The organism is Arthrobacter sp. cf158 (genome assembly GCF_900106835.1).
In the GTDB taxonomy this organism is placed as follows: Bacteria; Actinomycetota; Actinomycetes; order Actinomycetales; family Micrococcaceae; genus Arthrobacter.
The window spans coordinates 576165-595873 of the sequence record NZ_FNNR01000001.1; the positions used below are offsets into that span (position 1 = coordinate 576165).

Consider the following 19709-nt stretch of genomic DNA (forward strand, 5'->3'; position numbering starts at 1 on the left):
CTGCCGCACAAGGAGAACCCCATGGCAACAACACTTTTCACCAAGAAACCCCGGGAGCTTAGCTACAACCCCAAGCGCCCGGTATGGAAGGAAAAGCCTTCCGCCCTGTATCAAACGGTCAAAGCGGTAGTTCTGATCGTTTTCAGCCTGTCCATCCTCACGCCTATCCTTCTGGTGGTTTCGACGTCCCTCGCTGACACCGAACAACTGGTGAAAGCCGGCGGCTTCGTCCTCTGGCCCGAGCGCCCCACCTTGGAGGCCTACGCCACCATCTTCAAGGGCCCCATGGTCCTTCAGTCACTCGGAGTGAGCATGCTGGTGACTGCGGTGGGCACCATCCTGGCGCTGTTCGTCACCATCACCATGGCCTACGCCACCAGCCGCTCAGTACTCTTCGGCAGGCCCGTCATCCTTGCGGTTCTGTTCACGCTCCTGTTTGCCCCTGGCCTGATCCCGTCCTTCCTGATGATTCGCCAGCTTGGACTGCTGGACTCCCTGTGGTCGCTCATCCTTCCCGGCATTTTCGGAGCCTTCAACTTTGTAGTGATGCGCTCGTTCTTCATGAACATCCCAGGGGAACTGATCGAGAGCGCCAGGATTGACGGCGCCAACGACTGGCAGATTCTGTGGCGGATTGTCATGCCGCTGTCCAAAGCCGTGATCGCCGTCGTCGGGCTGTTCTATGCGGTCGGCTTCTGGAACTCGTTCTTCAATGCCCTGCTCTACATCAACGACCACAGCAAGTGGCCCATCCAGTTGCTCCTCCGCAACTTCGTGGTCCAGGGGAGCGGTGCTGCCGACCAGTTGGGAATCACCACCACGCCCCCGCCGCAGTCCATCCAGATGGCCGTTGTGGTGGTGGCGCTGGTCCCCATCCTGATGGTCTACCCGTTCCTCCAAAAGCACTTTGCCAAGGGCGTCATCACCGGCGCCGTCAAGGGCTAGCCGCACCCGCGGACCCCTGAAGCACTGAAAAAACCACACCATGAAGCAAATAACCAGAAAGGGTTATGCCATGACGAGCACTACCTCACAGGCTGGATTCAGCCGCCGCGGTTTCCTTGGCCTTGCAGGCCTGGCCGTGACCGCTGCAGGTTTGTCCGCCTGCGGTGGAGGCGGAGCCTCGAGCAACGGAGGCGCCGCTGCCTCCGCTTCGGTCAAGCTGCCCACGTACAAGGAATTCACCGGCGTCACCCCGGATATCGCAGGTAACGCCAAGGGCCTCCAAGCCGGATACTTCAAGCTGCCCACCGCTGTGCAGTCCGTGAAGACGCCGCCGCTCAAGGGCAAAGTGACTGGTCTGACCGAAACGTTCGACACCATGAGCCCGGGCTTGAAGGACAACCCCTTCTGGCAGCGGCTCAACAGCAAGCTCGGCGGCGACCTGGAGCTGCAGATCGCAGAGGACATCGGAGACGGTTACCCGGCAAAGTTTGCCACGGTGCTGGCAAGCAACGACCTCCCGGACATGATGTGGGTTCCGCCGAACCAGGGCATCCCCAACGTCGGTCCCATGCTCGAAGCCAAGTTCCAGGACCTGACGCCCTACCTCTCCGGTGACGCCGTCCTTGAGTACCCCAACCTGGCTGCACTGAAGCCCGATTCCTGGAAGACCGCCGTCGTCAACGGCAAGATCTGGGGAGCTCCCATCCCCAGTACCCCGTTCGGCCAGGTCTATGTGGGCAACCACGATGTCTGGTCGCAGGTAGGCGGCTTTGAAGCCGGCAGCGCTGAGGAATTCCTGGAGAAGGCCAAGGAGCTGACACGCCCGGGCGACCAGAAGTACGCGCTGGAACCGGCCTACATCAACGCCCTCCATATGGTCACCGAATGGTTCGGCGCCCCCAACAGCTGGGCCGTCAACAAAGACCGCACCCTCACGCACCTCTACGAGACCGACGAGTACATGGCTGGAGTGGAATTCACCGCCAAGATGTTCGCAGCCGGCGTCTTCTACCCCGATTCCAAGGCCACGGACATCCGCTCACGCGTGGCCAACGGCAGTGTTGCCGCCCAGGTAGTGGTGGGCCCGCATGATATCCGCAGTTACCGTGCGCTGAACAAGACCGCCCGGTTTGATGTCCTTATTCCTTTCAGCGCCGACGGCAAGGTCAAGCCGGTCTACGACATGGGATACGGAACAGTCGGTTTCACGCCTTTCAAGAAGGCCGAAGAGGGGAAGATCCGCGAACTGCTCGCGCTCATCAACTACTTGTCAGCACCGTTCGGCACGGTGGAGTACATGCAGAAGAACTTCGGCGAGCTTGGCGAGGACTACACCATCGACGCCTCCGGCAACCCGGCGCGTACCGACACCGGAACCACCAACGCCCCTGGCCTGGTCTCTGCGTTGAACATCATGTCCAGCCCGGAGAACGTCATCTTCAACCCCGGGTTCGACGACGACACACGCTACGTCAGCCAGCAGGAAGAGAAGCTCCTGGAACTTGCGTGGCGCAACCCCACCAACGGTTCCTACTCGGACACCAACGCCAAGGTGGGTGCCAAGATCACCAAGCAGCTGCGCGACAAGGTGGTGGACATCATTACCGGCCGGGCCAAGATCGACGAGCTCAAGGACGCTGTGAAGCGCTGGAAGAGCGAAGGCGGCGACAAGATGCGCGATGAGTACCAGGCCGCGTTGGACCCGAACGCACCGGTCTTCAGGAGCTAGCCTCAGACCAACAACCAAGCAACGCGCAAGCATCAGAAGGCATCAGCAGGGGGAACCATGGCAAAAGCGAGCAGCACCGGAGTCCGACCCACCATCCGCATGGTGGCCGAACTGGCGGGCGTTTCCACGGCCACCGTTTCCTACGTCCTGTCAGGTCGCCGCGGCGACGGGGGACCGGGTGTTTCGGATCCGACGGCGGAAAAGGTCAAGGCAGCTGCGGAGCGGCTTGGCTACCGCCCCAACCAGGCGGCCCGGGCCATCCGCACGGGCCGCACCAACACCGTGATCCTTTCGCTGACCATGTTGTCCGATCCTTGGTCCCTGTCCGTGATCGAGTCCGTGCAGAAGGCGGCGGTTCCCTTGGGCATCACGCCGATGATTCTGGGCGATGCGGACTGGGTGAAGGTGCTTGGCACGCACAATGCCGACGCCGTGTTCGTTGACGCAGTGCGCCATGACCAACGGGACGCATTGCGGAAACTCGCCGAGCACGGCACCACGTTGGTGGTTTTCGACGAGGGCCTGGAGCCGGAGGGGTTCGACGTCATCCGTTCCATTGCCGGACCCGGCTGCCGCATGGCCGTGGAACACCTGCTCCACGGCCACCGGCAGATTGCCTGCCTGACCCCGGCCACCGCCGCGGGGACGTCGGGCGGGGCGCGGTACCGGGCGTACTCGGAGGCTTTGGTGGCGGCGCAGATCCCGGAGCGGGAAGACTACGTGGGCCTGTTTGATGGCACCAGTGCGGGAGCCTACGCCGCGGCCACGCGGGTGCTCAGCCTGCCGGACCGGCCCACAGCGATCTATGCCACCACGGACTTCGCCGCTGTCAGTGCCATCAACGCTGCCCAGCGGCTGGGCCTGGCAGTCGGTACCGATGTGGACATCATCGGCGTGGGCAACACGGTGGAGGGCGAGCGGATGTCTCCCTCGCTCAGCACTGTTGGTCCCGTGGACTTCTTCGACAAACTTGCGCGGCTGCTCCTGCGGCGGGCAACCGCCCAGTCCGGTCCGGAGGCGGCAGCGGGCCCCGCCGTCCTGGACTTCCCTTGGCACTTGTTCGTCCGCGAATCGGCGCCGCACCGCAGCGCCGCAACCAGACTTTATTAAGAACAGCAGAAGGAAATTGCACACCATGGAAAAGGATTTGAAGGTTGGCATCGTAGGTTTTGGCCTGCGATCAGGGCTGTGGAAACACGCCCATAAGCCGGGCCAGGGCTCTGAGGTCACCATTATTTGTGACGTGAGTGAGCGCGGACGCGCCGACGCTGCAGAGCGTATCCCCACGGCGAAGGTCACGGATAACCTCGAGGAACTGCTGGCCGGCGGCCTGGACGCCGTACTGGTGCTGACACCCGACAACCAGCACGCCGCCGTCGCTGTCCGTACGCTCCAGGCGGGTATCCCCACTTTCTGTGAGAAGCCGCTGGACATCACTGTGGAGGCTGCGGACCTGATCCTGAAAACGGCCTACCAAACCGGCACCCGGCTCTATGTCGGCCACAATATGCGCCACATGCCGGTAGTGGTTCAGATGCGCCAGCTCATCGAGGAAGGCCGGATCGGTGACGTGAAGGCGGTGTGGTGCCGGCACTTCGTGGGCCACGGAGGCGACTACTACTTCAAGGACTGGCATGCACAGCGCGCCAATGTCACCTCCCTGCTCCTCCAAAAAGGTGCGCACGACATCGATGTGATTCACTGGCTTGCCGGTGGCTACACCAAGCGGGTTGCCGCCGTCGGCGATCTCGCCGTCTACGGTGACGTAGCCAATCGCTCCGACAACACGGGCAAGCGCATGGGGGACTGGTTCTCCCTGGACAACTGGCCGCCCACCGAGCAGAAGGACTTGGCCGAGTCGATCGACGTCGAGGACATTTCCATGATGAACATGGTCCTGGATAACGGTGTGCTCGCCTCATACCAGCAATGCCACTTCACGCCGGACTACTGGCGTAATTACACCGTCATCGGCACCAAGGGACGGATCGAAAACCTCGGTGACGGGCCGGGGGAGACCATCAACGTGTGGACCAGCCGGTCCTCGGGCTACGCAGCCCCGGATGAGGTCATCACCATTCAGGACGGCGAGGGCGGCCACGGCGGGGCTGATCCACGCCTCATCGAGGAGTTCCTCCGCTTCGCGTCGGAGGGCGGCCGCACCCAGACCAGCCCGATTGCGGCACGCCAGGCCGTGGTGGCGGGTATCCTCGCTGCGGAATCGCTGCGAGGAGACGGCTCTGCACGCGAGGTACCGGAGCTCCCGGCCGAGCTGGTGGAGTACTTCGACGCCGGTCAGCCAGCCTTGGTCCGCGACTGACCGTTTGAGTTCAGTGGGGTGAGGAAAGCCCGGTCATGACGGTTTGAAGTGACTCGCAAACCGTCATGACCGATTTCCGTTTAAGCGTCTCCGGCCGGGCCAGGATGTCGATCTTGCGCACCGAGTTCACACCGGACAATGGGCGGAGCACCACGCCCGCGTCCAGCACACGCCGCGCCGTGAACCTCGGGAGGAGTCCGATCGCGCCGCCGGCAGATACCAGCGCCGCAACGGTGGAGTAGTCGTTGATACGGTGCAGCACCTCGGCCGGGCGCCCACTGACAGCAACGACGGCGGCCAGGACATCCGCGGGGGAGTAGCCGTCACGGCTGGTCACCCAGGGTTCATCAACCACGTCGGAGGGTTCCAGTTCGTGGCGGGATGCCAACGGGTGATTGGCGGGCAAAGCGATGTCCAAGGGCTCATCCGCGAGTGGAATCACGGCCACTTTGTCTTCGGGCCATTGCGGGCTGTTGTCCATCCGGTGCGCCAGAACCAAGTCGTACCTGGCAGCCAGCCCCGGGAAATCCTCCTGGGCCACATCTTCATCGGACAGCCGCAGGCGTGGCGACTTACCGCCGTCGGACGCATTCCCGGACGCCAGCAGTGCCGCAAGCGGCGCGAAGAGTGCCTGCCCCGCACTGTGGAAAGCGCTCACGCTTACCGGCGCGTCGGGGGCATCGTGGTAGGCGCCAATTGCTGCCCGCGCATCAGCCATGGCATTCACGACGGCGGCACCCGCCTCGGCGAGCACGCGGCCCGCGTCGGTCAGCACCAGGGCCCGGCCCTCCTTGCGTGTCAACGGTACGTCCACCGACTTCTGGAGCAGTGCCAGCTGTTGGGAAACGGCCGACGGTGTGACCATCAGAGTTTCTGCCACAGCCTTGACGCTGCCCAAGTCGCCGAGTTCCCTGAGCATCTGCAGTTGATGGATTTCCATTAGCAAATCCTAAATCGTTGATTGAGAAGAATCTAGTTGTGCTAAATCGTTGCCGGGTCTTCAATGGACTCAGCAGCATTGAAGCAGCCCCAGCCAGTGAGGAATCCCATGAAGGCTCTCTACAAATCCGGACCACACGCAGGGTTCGAACTCGTCGACCGACCCGAGCCCGAAGCGGGCCCCAGCGACGTCAAGATCCGTGTCATGACCACCGGTATCTGCGGCACCGACCTCCACATCCAGAGCTGGGACGCCTGGGCGCAGGGCATCATCGAAACGCCACTGATCGCCGGCCACGAGTTCTACGGTGAAGTGGTGGAAATCGGTGAAGATGTCCGCGATGTCAAGGTGGGGGACCGAGTCTCCGGCGAGGGCCACGTAGTGTGCGGTATCTGCCGCAACTGCCGTGCCGGACGTCGCCAGATGTGCATCCACACTGTGTCCGTTGGCGTGCAACGCGATGGTGCGTTCGCCGAATACGTCGTGATTCCGGAGACGAATGTCTGGGTCCATCACGATGAATCGGTCACCCCGGAGCTCGGCGCCATCTTCGATCCCTTCGGCAACGCCGTTCACACCGCCCTCAGCTTCCCGCTGGTGGGAGAGGACGTGCTCATCACGGGCGCCGGTCCCATTGGACTGATGGCCATTGCGGTGGCCCGCCACGCAGGCGCCCGCAAGATCGCCATCACCGACGTCTCGGCTCCGCGCCTGGAACTGGCCCGCCAGATGGGCGTGGACCTCGCAGTGGATGTTTCCAAGATGCGCGTCCGCGAAGCACAGCAGGAGCTGGGCATGCGGGAAGGGTTCGACATCGGATTGGAAATGTCCGGACACCCCACGGCCCTGCCTGAGATGATCGACAACATGAACCACGGCGGCCGCATCGCCATGCTCGGTCTTCCCAGCCAGTCCATCGACATCGACTGGGGCAAGGTTGTCACCCACATGCTCACGCTCAAGGGCATCTACGGCCGTGAGATGTTTGAGACCTGGTACGCCATGAGCGCCATGCTGTCCTCCAACCTCGTGCTGCACCGCAGCATCTCCGCCGTCGTGACCGACAAGCTGTCCGCAGCCGACTGGGAGAAGGGCTTCGAAATCGCCCGCAACGGCACCGGTGGCAAAGTGGTCCTCGACTGGACCGAACTGTAAACCGGACTGAACTGCAACCGCACTGAACTGCAACCCGGACCGCGGAAAGACTTAGGAGCATCACATGTATTCAGCCATCAAAGACCAGCTGCAGGGCGAACTGGACGAGATCCGCAGCGCCGGCCTCTTCAAAACCGAGCGCCACATCGATTCCCCGCAGGCAAGCCACATCGCCGCCGGCCAACTCGGGCAGCCCGCCAACAAGGTGCTGAACTTCTGTGCCAACAACTACCTTGGCCTGGCCGACCACCCGGACATCATTGCCGCCGCCAAGTCCGCCATGGACGAGCGCGGCTTCGGCATGGCGTCCGTGCGCTTCATCTGCGGCACCCAGGACCTCCACTTGGAGCTCGAGACCCGTGTCTCCGAGTTCCTGGGCACCGAGGACACCATCCTGTTCTCCAGCTGCTTCGATGCCAACGGCGGCGTGTTCGAGTCCCTCTTCGGCCCCGAAGACGCCATCATCTCCGACTCGCTCAACCACGCCTCCATCATTGATGGCATCCGCCTGAGCAAGGCCAAGCGCTTCCGCTACGCCAACCAGGACATGGCAGACCTTGAGGCCAAGCTGATCGAAGCTGAGGGTTCCCGCCGGAAGATCATCGTCACCGATGGTGTCTTCTCCATGGATGGCTTCCTCGCGCCCCTCGAAGCGATCTGCGACCTCGCCGAAAAGCACGACGCCTTGGTCATGGTGGATGACTCCCATGCCGTCGGCTTCATGGGCCCCACCGGCGCCGGCACCCCCGAGCACGCCGGTGTGTCCGATCGCGTGGACATTTACACGGGTACTTTCGGCAAGGCCCTCGGCGGGGCTTCGGGCGGTTATGTTTCCGGCCGTGGCGAGATCGTGGCAATGCTCCGCCAGAAAGCCCGCCCCTACTTGTTCTCCAACTCCCTCGCCCCGGCCATCGTTGCCGCCACCATCAAGGCGATCGAACTGGTGCAGGAATCCGGCGAACTCCGCACCCGCCTCTTTGAGAACGCGGCCCTGTTCCGCCGCCGCATGAGCGAGGAAGGCTTCGAACTCCTCGACGGCGAACACGCCATCATCCCTGTGATGTTCGGCGACGCCGTGGTCGCTGCCAAGGTGGCTGACGAGATGCTGAACAACGGCGTCTTCGTCACGGCCTTCAGCTTCCCCGTGGTGCCGAAGGGCGTGGCGCGGATCCGTGTGCAGCTTTCCGCTGCGCACAGCGCTGACGACGTCGAAGCGTGCGTCCAGGCGTTCGTCAAGAGTCGCGCCGCAGTCGCCTAACCCGACGCTCTCTCACCTTTCGTACGTTTTGAGGGGACGCTCTCTCACCTTTGGCGTGTTTTAACCGGACGCTCTCTCACCTTTCGCACGTTTTGACGGGATGCTCTCTCACCTTTCGCACGTTTTGACGGGATGCTCTCTCACCTTTCGCACGTTTTGAGGGGACGCTCTCTCACTTGCTTGGGGCAAGTGAGAGAGCGTTGGGGGTTGAGGGGCTTTTGGTGAGAGAGCGTTGGTCGTTGGTTGCGCGTTCAGGCGTCCGTCAAGAGTCGCGCCGCAGTCGCCTAACCCGACGCTCTCTCACCTTTCGTACGTTTTGAGGGGACGCTCTCTCACCTTTGGCGTGTTTTAACCGGACGCTCTCTCACCTTTCGCACGTTTTGACGGGATGCTCTCTCACCTTTCGCACGTTTTGACGGGATGCTCTCTCACCTTTCGCACGTTTTGAGGGGATGCTCTCTCACTTGCTTGGGGCAAGTGAGAGAGCGTTGGGGGTTGAGGGGCTTTTGGTGAGAGAGCGTTGGGGGTTGGGGGCTGTTGGGTGAGAGAGCGTCGGGCTGTCGCGGGGGTTACACGGGTCTGACAGGATGGAGCCATGGCTTCGAATTATGACGTGGTAATCGTTGGCGGCGGCATCGGCGGGCTGTCTTTGGCAGCGGCTCTGGCGGGCAAGTGCACTGTGGCACTGGTGGAAGCTGAGCAAACCCTGGCGTTCCACACTTCCTCACGTTCTGCCCGACAACTGATCCCCAGCTATGGTCCGGCGGTGGTTCAGGACCTGACCGTTCGGACGTTGGAGATGCTGGCGGAAAGGGATGCCCAAGCAGCGGAGCCAATCCTCACTCCTCGGGGTTTCATGCTGGTAGGTGACGAGGACACGGTGCGCGCCGAGGCCAGCGGCAACATGCACGCCATCACCCACGACGAAGCGATGCAGCTTTGCCCGGCACTCAACCCTGATTCCTTCACCGCCGCAGGGTTGGACAATGGCTCGTTCGGCTGCAACGCCCCTTTGCTGCTGGAGGAACACCGGCAGACGGCAGAAGCCGCAGGCGTGGACATCATCACCGGAGCCAAAGTGCACTCTGCCCAGCGATTGGGGAGTGGCTGGCAACTGGGTGCGGGCACCGAAGGTTTCCAGTCCGGCGTCGTGGTTAATGCGGCAGGCGCCTGGGCTGATGAGCTGGCCGTCATCAGTGGCGTGGAGAAACTGGGGCTTCAGCCGTACCGGCGCACCGCCGCGATCGTGAACGTGGAGAATCCGTTGACGCCTGAAACGCCCATGTTGTGCGCCGCTGACGATACGTTCTATTTCCGTGCCGAGGGCCATCAGGTCCTGATCTCACCGTCGGAAACCGTGCCCAGCGGCCCGGAGGATGCCAAGCCCTACCCGGGGGACGTGGAGGCATTGATCAACAAACTCAATACTGTAACGACCCTGGGCATCCGCTCCGTGGACCGTGCGTGGACCGGCCTCCGGACCGAAGCCGCGGACGGAATCCCGGTAGTGGGTTTCGACGCCGAAGCGCCCGGCTTCTTCTGGCTGGCAGGACAAGGTGGCTATGGTTTCCAGACATCGTCCGCCATCGCTGAGCTGGCGGCGGCGCTGATCCTCGGCGAGGTAAGTGTCGACAGTCCGGAATCCCGGACAGCGGAGCAGCTCGCAGCCGTACGCTGGTCCATCCGGCGCTGAACAATAGGGTCATGAGCGGAATCACGAACGGGCGCGGCGGCAGCACACTCATCACGAACATCGGCGAGCTGATGACCCAGGATCTGGAGCATAGGGTCTTCAAGGATGCGGCGATCGTATTCGAAGGTGAGCGGATCGCATGGATTGGGGCCAGTAAGGACTCACCGTCTGCTGACGAAAAGATCGACGCCGAGGGCCGAGCAGTGTTGCCTGGCTGGGTGGATTCGCATTCGCATCTGGTCTTCGCCGGAGACCGGACTGCCGAGTTCGAGGCCCGCATGGCCGGCGAAAGCTACAGTGCCGGCGGAATCGCAGTCACCACCGGAGCCACGCGCAGTGTCAGCGACGACGAACTCGCCCGCCTGGTGCGGGACCGTGTGGCCGAGGCTGTTTCGCAAGGAACCACCTATCTGGAGAGCAAAACCGGTTACGGGCTGGACGTGGAGAACGAGGCCCGCAGTGCCCGCATCGCCGCGGCCGAAGTGGACGAGGTCACCTATCTCGGCGCGCACTTGGTCCCCGCCGGCTCGGATGCTGAGGAGTACACGGACCTGGTCTGTGGACCCATGCTCGACGCCGTCCTGCCGCACGTCCGTTGGGCTGACGTCTTCTGCGAGCGCGGGGCCTTCACCGAGGATCAGTCGCGCCGCGTGCTAACGGCGGCCCGCGACGCCGGACTTGGTTTGAGGGTGCACGGCAACCAGCTTGGCGAAGGGCCCGGCGTTGCGTTGGCCGTGGAGTTCGCTGCCGCCAGCGTGGACCACGTCAACTACCTTTCGGACAAGGACGTCGCAGCGCTCGCGGACACGTGGGCCGGCTGGGACCCTGCAACGGGGGCTGGCTCCAAGGGCACGGTGGCAACCTGCCTTCCCGCCTGCGACCTGTCCACCCGCCAGCCCCTGGCGCCTGGCCGTGAACTGATCGATGCCGGCGTGCAGATCGCGCTGGCCGCCAACTGCAACCCCGGTACTTCCTACACCAGCTCCATGGCGTTCTGCGTCACCACGGCTGTCCTCCAGATGCACTTGAGCGTCCATGAGGCCGTCCGCGCGGCGACGTACGGCGGCGCCTTGGCGTTGGGCAGGGAGTCAGGGAACGACGTCGACGGCGAACGGGCGGTGGGTTCGCTCGCGGTCGGGCATCGCGCGGACCTGCACATGCTGAAGGCGCCATCGGCTACGCACCTTGCCTACCGTCCCGGGATCCCGCTGACGCATTCGGTGTGGCGGGCCGGCGTGCGCGTCGTCTAACAACAAACGCGCCGACTAACAACACATCAGGGGCTGCGTTCCGGTAGGAACACAGCCCCTGATGTGTTGGGGATGAAGGGACTAGGCGCAGTTGAACTTCGCGTCCGCCCAATCACCCCAGTCGTCGCCGGCGTCGTCACCGTTCTTGTCGGCGATCAGCTCGACGTTCTGGACACCTGTGATGTCCACGTTGAGGGGAAGTGCCGCGGAATCGGCGCTGAGGACGGGGGTGCGGAGGAGTTCGCGCCCATCACCCCTGACGATAAACACCACCGATCCGTGCAGGCCCTTGTTCAGTTTGGCGTCGTCCACTCCCACCACAGCTGTGAAGGCGGTGCACTTGGCCTCGGTGGCGATGCTGATCTTCGAGTCGGCGTGGACGCCGATCCCCTTCGGATACACGACGCCGTCGAGCCGCAATGCGGGTCCGTCACCGGCGTTCTGCTCACCGTTGGCCCGGTCCCGTTCGGCCGGTCCCCAACCGTTGGTGCTGCCGATCCAAGGGAGGTCGGAGGCGAACACCGTGCCTGTCAGCACGGGTGCCGGCGGTTCCTGCGAGGTGGAGGAGCAGGTGAACTTGGCGTCGGCCCAGTCCGCGTGGTCGTTGCCATTGGAGTCGCCGGCGTCGTTGGCTACCAATTCAACGTACTGGGCTCCGGTGACGTCCACGGTCAGCGGCAGGGGAGCGCTGGTGGCGCCCAATACCGGGGTGGTGACCTTGGTGGTGCCGTCCGCCACCACGGAGAACTTCACGCTTCCCCGCGTAGGCTGTGCGTCATCAATGCCCACGGTGGCGGTAAAGGCAGTGCAGTAGCCGCCCAGGTAGTAACGGACGGTGCCGTTGGCGTGGGCGCCCAGACCTTTGGCATAGACCGTGCCGTTGAGCGTGAGCGGCGTGCCATCGCCTGCGCCGGTTCCGCCATTGGACTGGTCCTTTTCCACGGGACCCCAGCCGTTGGTGGCGCTGACCCAGGGGTGGTCACTGGCGAACACGGTGGTCTGCGGCGGTTTGGGCAGCGTCCGCACAGTGGTGGTGGTGCTGATGGTGCGGTTGCCCGCGGGAGCTGAGGTGGTGGTGTAGCTGGCCTTGGCAGCGATGGGATAGTCGCCGTCAGCTGACGCCGGCGCCGTGATCTTCCACGTGGTGGTGAGTGTTCCTCCGGCCGGGAGGGTTGCAGCCGTGGCAGGCGTGGACGGGGTTGCTGTCCACCCCTCGGGTAGTGCAAGGGTGACGGCGAGGTCGCTGATGGCTGCCGGTTCGTCGGACACGAACGTGGTGACGAAGTCCTGCGCTTTGCCCTGCTGAACCACGTCGCCCTGGAGCGTAGCCGAGAGTTGCGCGCAGGCCGGGACGGCTTCGGAGGCGCCCAGATCTTCCACCAGGAAGTTGTCCAAGGTGAAGTCGGAACCGTTCGAGCTGCCCGTGCGCTGCAATCCCACGAAGTAGTCCCCGCAGAACCCGGTATCCAGGATCTGCTCGAACCGGGACGTGGACGTCTTGGCGTCGATGGGCTGGCTGGCCGTCACCGCGGGACCTGCCTGCGAGTCGTAACCGGACACCCAGGAGTACTGTCCGGCCTTGGAGTTCTGGTAGTCGAAGGACACCTTGTACTTGTGGCCCGCCTGGAACGGCACGGTTGCCTCGGTGGTGCGGTACACCATTCCCGGTCCGCCGTTGGGAGCACGGTTTTCGTCGTGGGCGATCAGGGACCATGTGCCGTCCAGCACTTCGTCGATCACGTTGGTGTCCCAGCCCTTTTGGGTGAAGGGTTCGTGGCGTTCGGTGATGTGGGTGCGCGGATCCGTGGATCCACCGGCGTCGCCCTTCACGAACGGTCCCCAGCCTTGGTCCACGTTTTCGAAGTCCTCGCTGATTACACCGGTGGTGGCGACCCGGGCGGTCTTTACGGCCCGGAAGTCATCCACGCGTACTGTGGCATCGCCGTCGGCCGCCTTCACGGAAACTGTCGCCTTGGTGTTGTTCCGCGGGACGTCCACCAGGACGCGGATGCGCTGGAAGGCTGTGCCGTGCTTCTCGTCGCCAGCTACGAAGTTTTCGGCGTTGGACGAATCGATGGTGACGCTTTCGGTCTTGCCGTTGATGTCTACGGAGAGCGTGGTGGGCCGGGCTTTTCCGGGCTGGATTTCCACCCAGGCACTGACGGATTGGGTTCCGGCGTCCAGTTTGACTTCCTGGCTGATGGACGACGGCGTTGCCCCCATTTCGGCGTAGCGGCGGCCTTTCTCGTCGCGGACCTGGGTGACGGTGCCCGTGGGGGTCCAGGAGGAGAGGTCTGCTCCGTTGAAGCCGGGATCGTTGAAGGCTGTGCCTTCGCCGAAGTCGGCCTTCTTGGGCAGATCGGATTTATTGTTCTTCGGCGCCAGGACGTAGGGCTGTTTGGCGTCGGCCGTGACGGTGACTTGTCCGTTGACAACGGGCACATCGGCGACCTTCACGCGGCCGTTGTCGGTCAGCTTGAAGAGTTCAAGGGAGCCGGACGTGGCGAACTCTTTGGTGAGGGTCCAGGTGCTGGCGCCACCGGCAGGGTTGTAGTGGTAGAGCTTGTCGGCTTTGCCATTTTCCTTGGAGGACCACGGCAGCAGGTAGGTGCCGCCCTGCAACACGGAAGCCCCGGCCACGCTGATGTTGCGTTCCTCGGCGGTGTTTCCGGTGACAGCTACGCCGTCGGCAAGGTCGATGCGGTCTGCCGTCCACTTGGTGATCTGGTGGTGCTGGAGGAACTTGGCAGGCACGTTGGCCGTCCACACGTTCTCGCTGAAGGCATTGAAGTCGTTCTGTCCGGTCCAGCCTTCGAACTCCACGATGTGGCTCACGCCGAGCTTGGGGTCGGGGTTCCAGACGTCCGACTGGGTGTTGTTGATGAACCGCAGGATCTGGGAGTTGATGCCCTTGTTGGTGGATCCACCGTACTTTTCATCGTTGGCCCAGTGGGACCAGGTGTTGTTCCGGGAGAGGTGGTCTGCCCATTCGGAGCCCACACGGAAGCCGTTCTTGACGAGCTCCTGCTGCAAGCGTTCGGCCAGCCAGCCAAATTCGTAATAGACGTCCACGTACACGAAGTCCAGGTTCTTGTCCGTGGCTTCGCGGAGTTCCTTGATGCGCTGGGCGAGCTTGCCGGAGTTAATGTCCTCGCGCTGATTGATGTAGTACGACTGGTCCAGCCAGTTCCAGCCCAGGCCCTTGTCGGCACGGAGGAGGTCCTCGCTGAAGGATTTGGCTTCGGGGTAGATCTCGGTGGCATTAATGTGCACGCCAAAGCTGGCGTTCCAATCCTTACCTTCCTTAACCAGCTTGTTGAGGTCTTCCAAGCCACCTGCCCGGCTATTGAAGTTGTTGCCGTAGTCCGTGTTCGCAGAGTCGTGACCTTCACTGGTGTAACCCTTGAGCATGGCAACCTGGCCCAGTCCGTCCGTTGCCAGGGAGATGCGTTTGACATCATCCAGGGTACGGAGGAACGGGTGGGTTGCCTGCGAGGCGAAGTTGAACGGGATGTGGGTGATCACGTTATCCGGGGTCTGATCACCCTTGTTGGGGCTGACCTGGATAGACCTCATGGCGATGGCCGCATCCTGCCAGTCCACACCGCCGTCGGCATTCGCGTCAGGGGTGATGGCCACGCGTGTCCAGGGGAGTTCCTCGGTGGTGGCTGAGCCGTCAGCGCGGTAGAGCCACTGACCGCTGGCCAGGCCCATGCTCACTCCGCCGGCGCCGTCGCTGACGGCTTGGCGCCAGAAGCGGCCCCGGTCCTTGGCGCCGGGACCTGAGGACGTGTCGTACAGGGCGTTGGATTCAACAGCGGCCCCCAAGGACGCAGTGTTGGCCAGCGCGTAGGCGGAGCTCTTGGCAGTGGCATCGAGGGGAGTTGATGCGGTGATGGGTGTGAATTCGTCCCCCGTGACGCTGCGGTCCACGGACAGGTTGGCCGTGGACACCTGGGCTCCAGGCTGCGTAGAGCCTACGGTCACCAGGTTCAGCCGGGGGAGTTGCAGCGTCTTCACCTGGTGCTCTGCGGAGTCCTTAATCTCCGTGACGTTGAACGAGACCACGTTCTTCTTCACGGACAGCCGGGCTTTGATGATGGTGTTGCCAAAGCCGGGGGCGGTCAGGACGTAGTCCCGTGCGTCTTTTCCGGACGCCGTGGACGTTCCGGTGACCACGTACTCCACGCCGTTGATGGTGATGGTGTTCAGCCGCGTGGTGGTGCCGTCCAGGTGTGCCTTGGTAGCGGTGTGGGTATAGCCGAGGACTTGGGGGAATGCAGTGGCGATGTCCACGCGGAGCTCGCCGGAGGTGATGGCGGAGGTATCGGCAGCGCTGACGATGTCTGTGGGATGGGTGGAAGGGGCTGCCGTTGCGGGTTGTATAGCCAGCAGTCCCAACGAGGATGAGGCGACGACGCAGGCCAAACTTAGCGCGGCAAGCCGTCTGGGGGATGACAAGCGGGGCATGATGCTCCTTCTTGATTATTCCGGGCTAGTAACAGTCATGTTCTTGCGGACTCGTTCAAGACTGCTTCATCGGACAGAAGTTGACAAGAGTTAACAGCAAGTTAACTTAAAAGCACATCTCGGCACACGCTTTCCGCCGCCAGCCGACCATCATGGCCGTGAGCAGTTAATGAGCAGTCTTCGCCGGTGGATGATCCTTGTGAGATCGAAAATGATCGTTTAGTGTTTCTATAGATCAGAAAACGTCATTAAGCTGAGCGGGAGCGGAACACACGATGAGCGAGAACACACTGGGCGCCTTCATGGAGGAAGAGCTGGTTTCCCAGCCCGAGGTTTGGCAGCGGGCCGTTGAGCAGGCCGGTGCCGAGCAACTGCTTCCTGCGGACGGCAAGCGCATCGCGGTCATCGGCTGTGGAACCTCCTGGTTCATGGCCCAGAGCTACGCAGCTGCCCGCGAATCCGCCGGCAAGGGCGTGACGGATGCGTTCGCCGCGTCCGAGGCGTTCCTGAACAGCAACAGTGCCGATCGCCAGTACGACGCCGTTGTGGCCATTACGCGCTCGGGTACCACCACTGAGGTACTTGAGATCCTGGCTGAGCTGAAGGGCATCGTCCCCACCGTCGCGATCATTGGCGACACATCTTCCCCGATCATCGACCTGGCTGACGCCGTGATCGGACTGCAGTACGCCGATGAGCGTTCGGTGGTGCAGACACGCTTCGCCACCACGGCGTTGGTTTACCTCCTCAGCAGCCTCGGAATCGATGTCCAGCAGGCCATCGAGGATGCCCGCGACGCCGTCACGGCCCCGGTCTCCCAGGAATTGTTGGATGCCGAACAGTTCACCTTCCTCGGCACCGGTTGGACGGTTGGCCTTGCCCACGAGGCCGGTCTGAAAATGCGCGAGGCAGTGCAGGGCTGGACAGAGTCCTACCCGGCAATGGAGTACCGCCACGGCCCCATTTCCATCGCAGCCCCCGGGCGGGTTACCTGGTTGTTCGGCGCCCAGCCGGAAGGCCTGGACAACGACATGGCCATTACGGGTGCCCTGTACATCCACACGGACAAGCACCCCCTGGCTGAACTGGCGCGTGTCCACAAAGTAACCCTGGAGCGTGCGCGCGTCCGTGGACTCAATCCGGACCTGCCCCGCAACCTGACGCGCTCCGTTATTCTCGACGCCTCCGCCTAGGCACCCGATCATGGTTCTCGGAGCCGCGGAATCACCCGTCCTTTCCTTCGACGTTGGCGGAACCGACATCAAGGCCGGCTTGGTGGATGCCCGGGGGACCGTCTTGGGCATGCGTCGTGTCCCCACGCCGCTGGACTCCTCGCGGCCGGGGGAAGCAGTCCTGGACAGGCTCGCTGAGCTTGCCGCAGAGTTGGCGTCCGAATTCCCGGGCTCGCCCGCCCGGGCCGCAGGCATCATTGTCCCCGGCATTGTGGACTCCGCGGCCGGAGTTGGCGTCTACTCCGCCAACCTCGGGTGGCGTGACTTCCCCTTCACCGCCGAAGCCGAGAAGCGGCTGGGCATCCCCGTTGCGTTCGATCATGATGTCCGTTCCGCCGCCGCCGTGGAACACAGCTTTGGTGGGTCCAAAGAGTTCAACGACGTCGTGGTGATGGTGGTGGGGACCGGCATCGCAGCAGCCGTGTTCTCCGGTGGCAAGGCTGTTACGGCAGGCGGCTTCGCCGGCGAACTCGGCCACGCCCAGGTACCGGACCCGGATGCCGCCCCAGGCAGCGCAGGCTCCACCATCCTGGAAGCCGTGGGTTCGGCCGGGGCCATCGCCAAGCGCTACCACCGCGCGTCGGGAAACAGCGTGAACGGTGCCCGCGATGTCCTGATCAGGGCCACGGCCGGTGACACACTCGCGGCCCGAATCTGGGCCGATGCCGTGGACGCTTTGGCCTTCACCATCTGCCAGTGCGTCAACATCATCGGAACCGAGGCCGTCGTGATCGGTGGAGGCCTGGCCGAAGCGGGGGACCAACTCCTGGAACCCCTCCGCGCCCGCGTGGACCAGATCCTCGACTTCCAACGCCGTCCACGACTGATACGGGCACAGCTGGGACAAGATGCCGGCCTGCTGGGCGCGGCCCTGAACGCCCGGGCCCTCCTGGAAGGCACACCATGAAACGCGCCGCAGTGAACCGCATCATTACCGTCACGCCCAACCCTGCGATCGACATGACCTACACCGTGCAGGGAATTACCGAAGGCGCCAGCCACCGCGTGCCCACGCCGTTGAGTCGTGCAGGCGGCAAGGGAATCAACGTAGCCCGCGTCACGCACCAGCTTGGCTACCCCGTCCTCGCCATTGCGCCCACAGGTGGGGCTGCAGGGCAGACCCTCGCTGCTGAACTCTGGACCAGCGGCGTGCCGCACACCCTGGTGGGAGTGGCCGCTGAGACCCGCCGAAGCATCGCACTCGTCGACACCGTCGCAGGGGAAACCTCCATCTTCAACGAAGAAGGGCAAGCCCTCCTGCCGGACGACTGGCGCTCGCTCCGCATGGCAGTGGTTGAGGCCGTGAGCGGAAACCGCAACCTTCCGGCCTCTGTGCTGGTTGGATCGGGAAGCCTGCCCCCGGGTGCTCCTGCGGATTTCTACCCGGAGTTGGTGCGCATGGCACACGACGCCGGCATCCCGGCCATCATCGATACCTCCGGTCCCGGCATCATCGCCGCAGCAAAAGCCGGGGCCGATATCCTCAAGCCCAACCATCACGAGCTCGCCGAGGCCACGGGGGAGCCCAGCCTTGAAGCTGCGGCCCTTTCTTTGATCGAGATGGGTGCCCGGACCGTTCTTGTCAGTGCGGGTGCGGACGGGATGCTCGCCTTCGACCATGCAGCCCCCGGCGGCTACTGGAGCGCCCGCTTGCCGGAGGCGCTCAGCGGCAACCCCACAGGGGCGGGCGACGCCGGTGTGGCGGCGGCCGCCGTCGCCCTCGCCGAAGGCGTCACTGAACCCCGGGAAATACTTCGTCGCGCCACCGCTTGGTCGGCGGCGGCGGTGCTGATGCCCGCTGCCGGCGAAATCTCGCCGCGGTACCAGGAACTGGAAGACCAACTGATCGTGACATGGAAGGAGACCCGGTGACCCTGGTCAACACACGGGAGCTGATGGATACGGCCGCTGCCAATGGCACGGGCCAAGGCGCGTTCAACATCATCCACATCGAAACGGCCGAAGGCCTGGTGGCGGGCGCGGAAGCTGCCGGAGTGCCGCTCATCCTCCAGATTTCCGAGAATTGCGCCAAGTACCATGGCGGGCTCGAACCCATCGCCTCCGCCGCGCTGGCCATTGCCCGCTCCGCCGCTGTGCCCGTATCACTCCATCTGGACCACGCGGAGTCCGAGGACCTCGCGCTCGCTGCCGTGGACCTCGGCTTCGGTTCGGTGATGTACGACGGCGCGCACCTTCCCTACGAATGGAACGTCGAAGTCACCCAGCGCGTCGCGAAGTACGCCCACGAGCATGGTGTCTACGTTGAGGCCGAACTCGGCAAGGTGGGAGGCAAGGACGGCGCCCACGCCCCGGGCGTCCGGACCGACCCTGCCGAGGCGCAGGCATTCGTCGAGGCAACGGGTGTGGACGCGCTCGCCGTGGCTGTTGGTTCCTCCCACGCCATGACCGAACGCAGTGCCGCTTTGGACCTGCACTTGATCTCCAGGCTGAAGGCCGCCGTTGGAAAACCGTTGGTTCTTCACGGCTCCTCGGGCGTCACAGATGAGATGCTCGTAGCTGCTATCGGCGCGGGTATGACTAAAATCAACGTATCCACACATCTAAACGGGTTCTTTACCCGCGCCGTCCGTGAGTACCTCGATGCCAACCCTGCAGTGGTAGATTCCCGGAAGTACATCAAGGCCGGCCGGGATGCCCTGGTGCTGGAGTCCGCACGTATGCTGACGCTGTTCGCCAAAGCGAAATAGCAGGAACCC

At 63.5% G+C, this 19709-nt stretch carries 14 protein-coding genes; 12 read left to right on the plus strand and 2 right to left on the minus strand.

Annotated features, from left to right (window positions below; all coding sequences use genetic code 11):
• Positions 1-21 precede the first annotated feature (21 nt).
• The 4 genes from BLW08_RS02525 to BLW08_RS02540 all read left to right on the plus strand — a co-directional run bounded on the left by BLW08_RS02525 (position 22) and on the right by BLW08_RS02540 (position 4994).
• A complete protein-coding gene (locus BLW08_RS02525; RefSeq protein ID WP_090819386.1) occupies positions 22-945 on the plus strand; it encodes a carbohydrate ABC transporter permease in 924 nt (307 codons plus the stop codon).
• A gap of 70 nt (positions 946-1015) precedes the next feature.
• Positions 1016-2674: a type 2 periplasmic-binding domain-containing protein gene (locus BLW08_RS02530; RefSeq protein WP_090819383.1), complete on the plus strand. Its 1659-nt coding sequence runs from the start codon at positions 1016-1018 to the stop codon at positions 2672-2674.
• Positions 2675-2731: 57 nt separating this feature from the next.
• Positions 2732-3784: a LacI family DNA-binding transcriptional regulator gene (locus BLW08_RS02535; protein WP_091323194.1), complete on the plus strand. Its 1053-nt coding sequence runs from the start codon at positions 2732-2734 to the stop codon at positions 3782-3784.
• Between the two features lie 16 nt (positions 3785-3800).
• The gene (locus BLW08_RS02540; protein WP_090819376.1) at positions 3801-4994 is read left to right on the plus strand and encodes a Gfo/Idh/MocA family protein; all 1194 of its coding nucleotides are present in this window, start codon (positions 3801-3803) and stop codon (positions 4992-4994) included.
• A gap of 10 nt (positions 4995-5004) precedes the next feature.
• On the opposite strand, the gene BLW08_RS02545 is transcribed toward BLW08_RS02540, so the two are convergent.
• Positions 5005-5934, minus strand: a complete 930-nt coding sequence (locus BLW08_RS02545; RefSeq protein ID WP_091323197.1) for a LysR family transcriptional regulator — start codon at positions 5932-5934, stop codon at positions 5005-5007.
• A gap of 108 nt (positions 5935-6042) precedes the next feature.
• Between BLW08_RS02545 and tdh the strand changes: the two genes are divergently transcribed.
• From tdh to hutI, 4 genes are all read left to right on the plus strand, one after another.
• Complete coding sequence (tdh, locus tag BLW08_RS02550) at positions 6043-7089, plus strand: L-threonine 3-dehydrogenase (protein WP_091323199.1); 1047 nt, start codon at positions 6043-6045, stop codon at positions 7087-7089.
• A 64-nt stretch (positions 7090-7153) separates the two neighbouring features.
• On the plus strand, positions 7154-8347 hold the full coding sequence (locus BLW08_RS02555; RefSeq protein WP_091323201.1) for a glycine C-acetyltransferase: 1194 nt from the start codon (positions 7154-7156) through the stop codon (positions 8345-8347).
• A gap of 595 nt (positions 8348-8942) precedes the next feature.
• A complete protein-coding gene (locus BLW08_RS02560; RefSeq protein WP_091323203.1) occupies positions 8943-10040 on the plus strand; it encodes an NAD(P)/FAD-dependent oxidoreductase in 1098 nt (365 codons plus the stop codon).
• An 11-nt stretch (positions 10041-10051) separates the two neighbouring features.
• Positions 10052-11290, plus strand: a complete 1239-nt coding sequence (hutI, locus tag BLW08_RS02565) for an imidazolonepropionase (RefSeq protein WP_091323205.1) — start codon at positions 10052-10054, stop codon at positions 11288-11290.
• An 81-nt stretch (positions 11291-11371) separates the two neighbouring features.
• Here the strand turns inward: hutI and BLW08_RS02570 are convergent, their stop codons facing one another.
• A complete protein-coding gene (locus BLW08_RS02570) occupies positions 11372-15760 on the minus strand; it encodes an endo-alpha-N-acetylgalactosaminidase family protein (RefSeq protein ID WP_091323207.1) in 4389 nt (1462 codons plus the stop codon).
• A gap of 275 nt (positions 15761-16035) precedes the next feature.
• Here BLW08_RS02570 and BLW08_RS02575 point away from each other — a divergent pair, with 275 nt between their 5' ends.
• The 4 genes from BLW08_RS02575 to BLW08_RS02590 are packed head-to-tail and all read left to right on the plus strand — an operon-like array spanning position 16036 to position 19700.
• Positions 16036-16953, plus strand: a complete 918-nt coding sequence (locus BLW08_RS02575; RefSeq protein ID WP_090819355.1) for an SIS domain-containing protein — start codon at positions 16036-16038, stop codon at positions 16951-16953.
• 10 nt (positions 16954-16963) lie between these two features.
• Positions 16964-17899, plus strand: coding sequence for an ROK family protein (locus BLW08_RS02580; RefSeq protein ID WP_091323209.1), 936 nt, complete (start codon positions 16964-16966; stop codon positions 17897-17899).
• Positions 17896-18864, plus strand: a complete 969-nt coding sequence (locus tag BLW08_RS02585; protein ID WP_091323210.1) for a 1-phosphofructokinase family hexose kinase — start codon at positions 17896-17898, stop codon at positions 18862-18864. Before BLW08_RS02580 ends, BLW08_RS02585 begins: the two co-directional genes overlap by 4 nt.
• Positions 18846-19700: a class II fructose-bisphosphate aldolase gene (locus BLW08_RS02590; protein ID WP_091323212.1), complete on the plus strand. Its 855-nt coding sequence runs from the start codon at positions 18846-18848 to the stop codon at positions 19698-19700. Before BLW08_RS02585 ends, BLW08_RS02590 begins: the two co-directional genes overlap by 19 nt.
• The last annotated feature ends 9 nt before the right edge of the window (positions 19701-19709 follow it).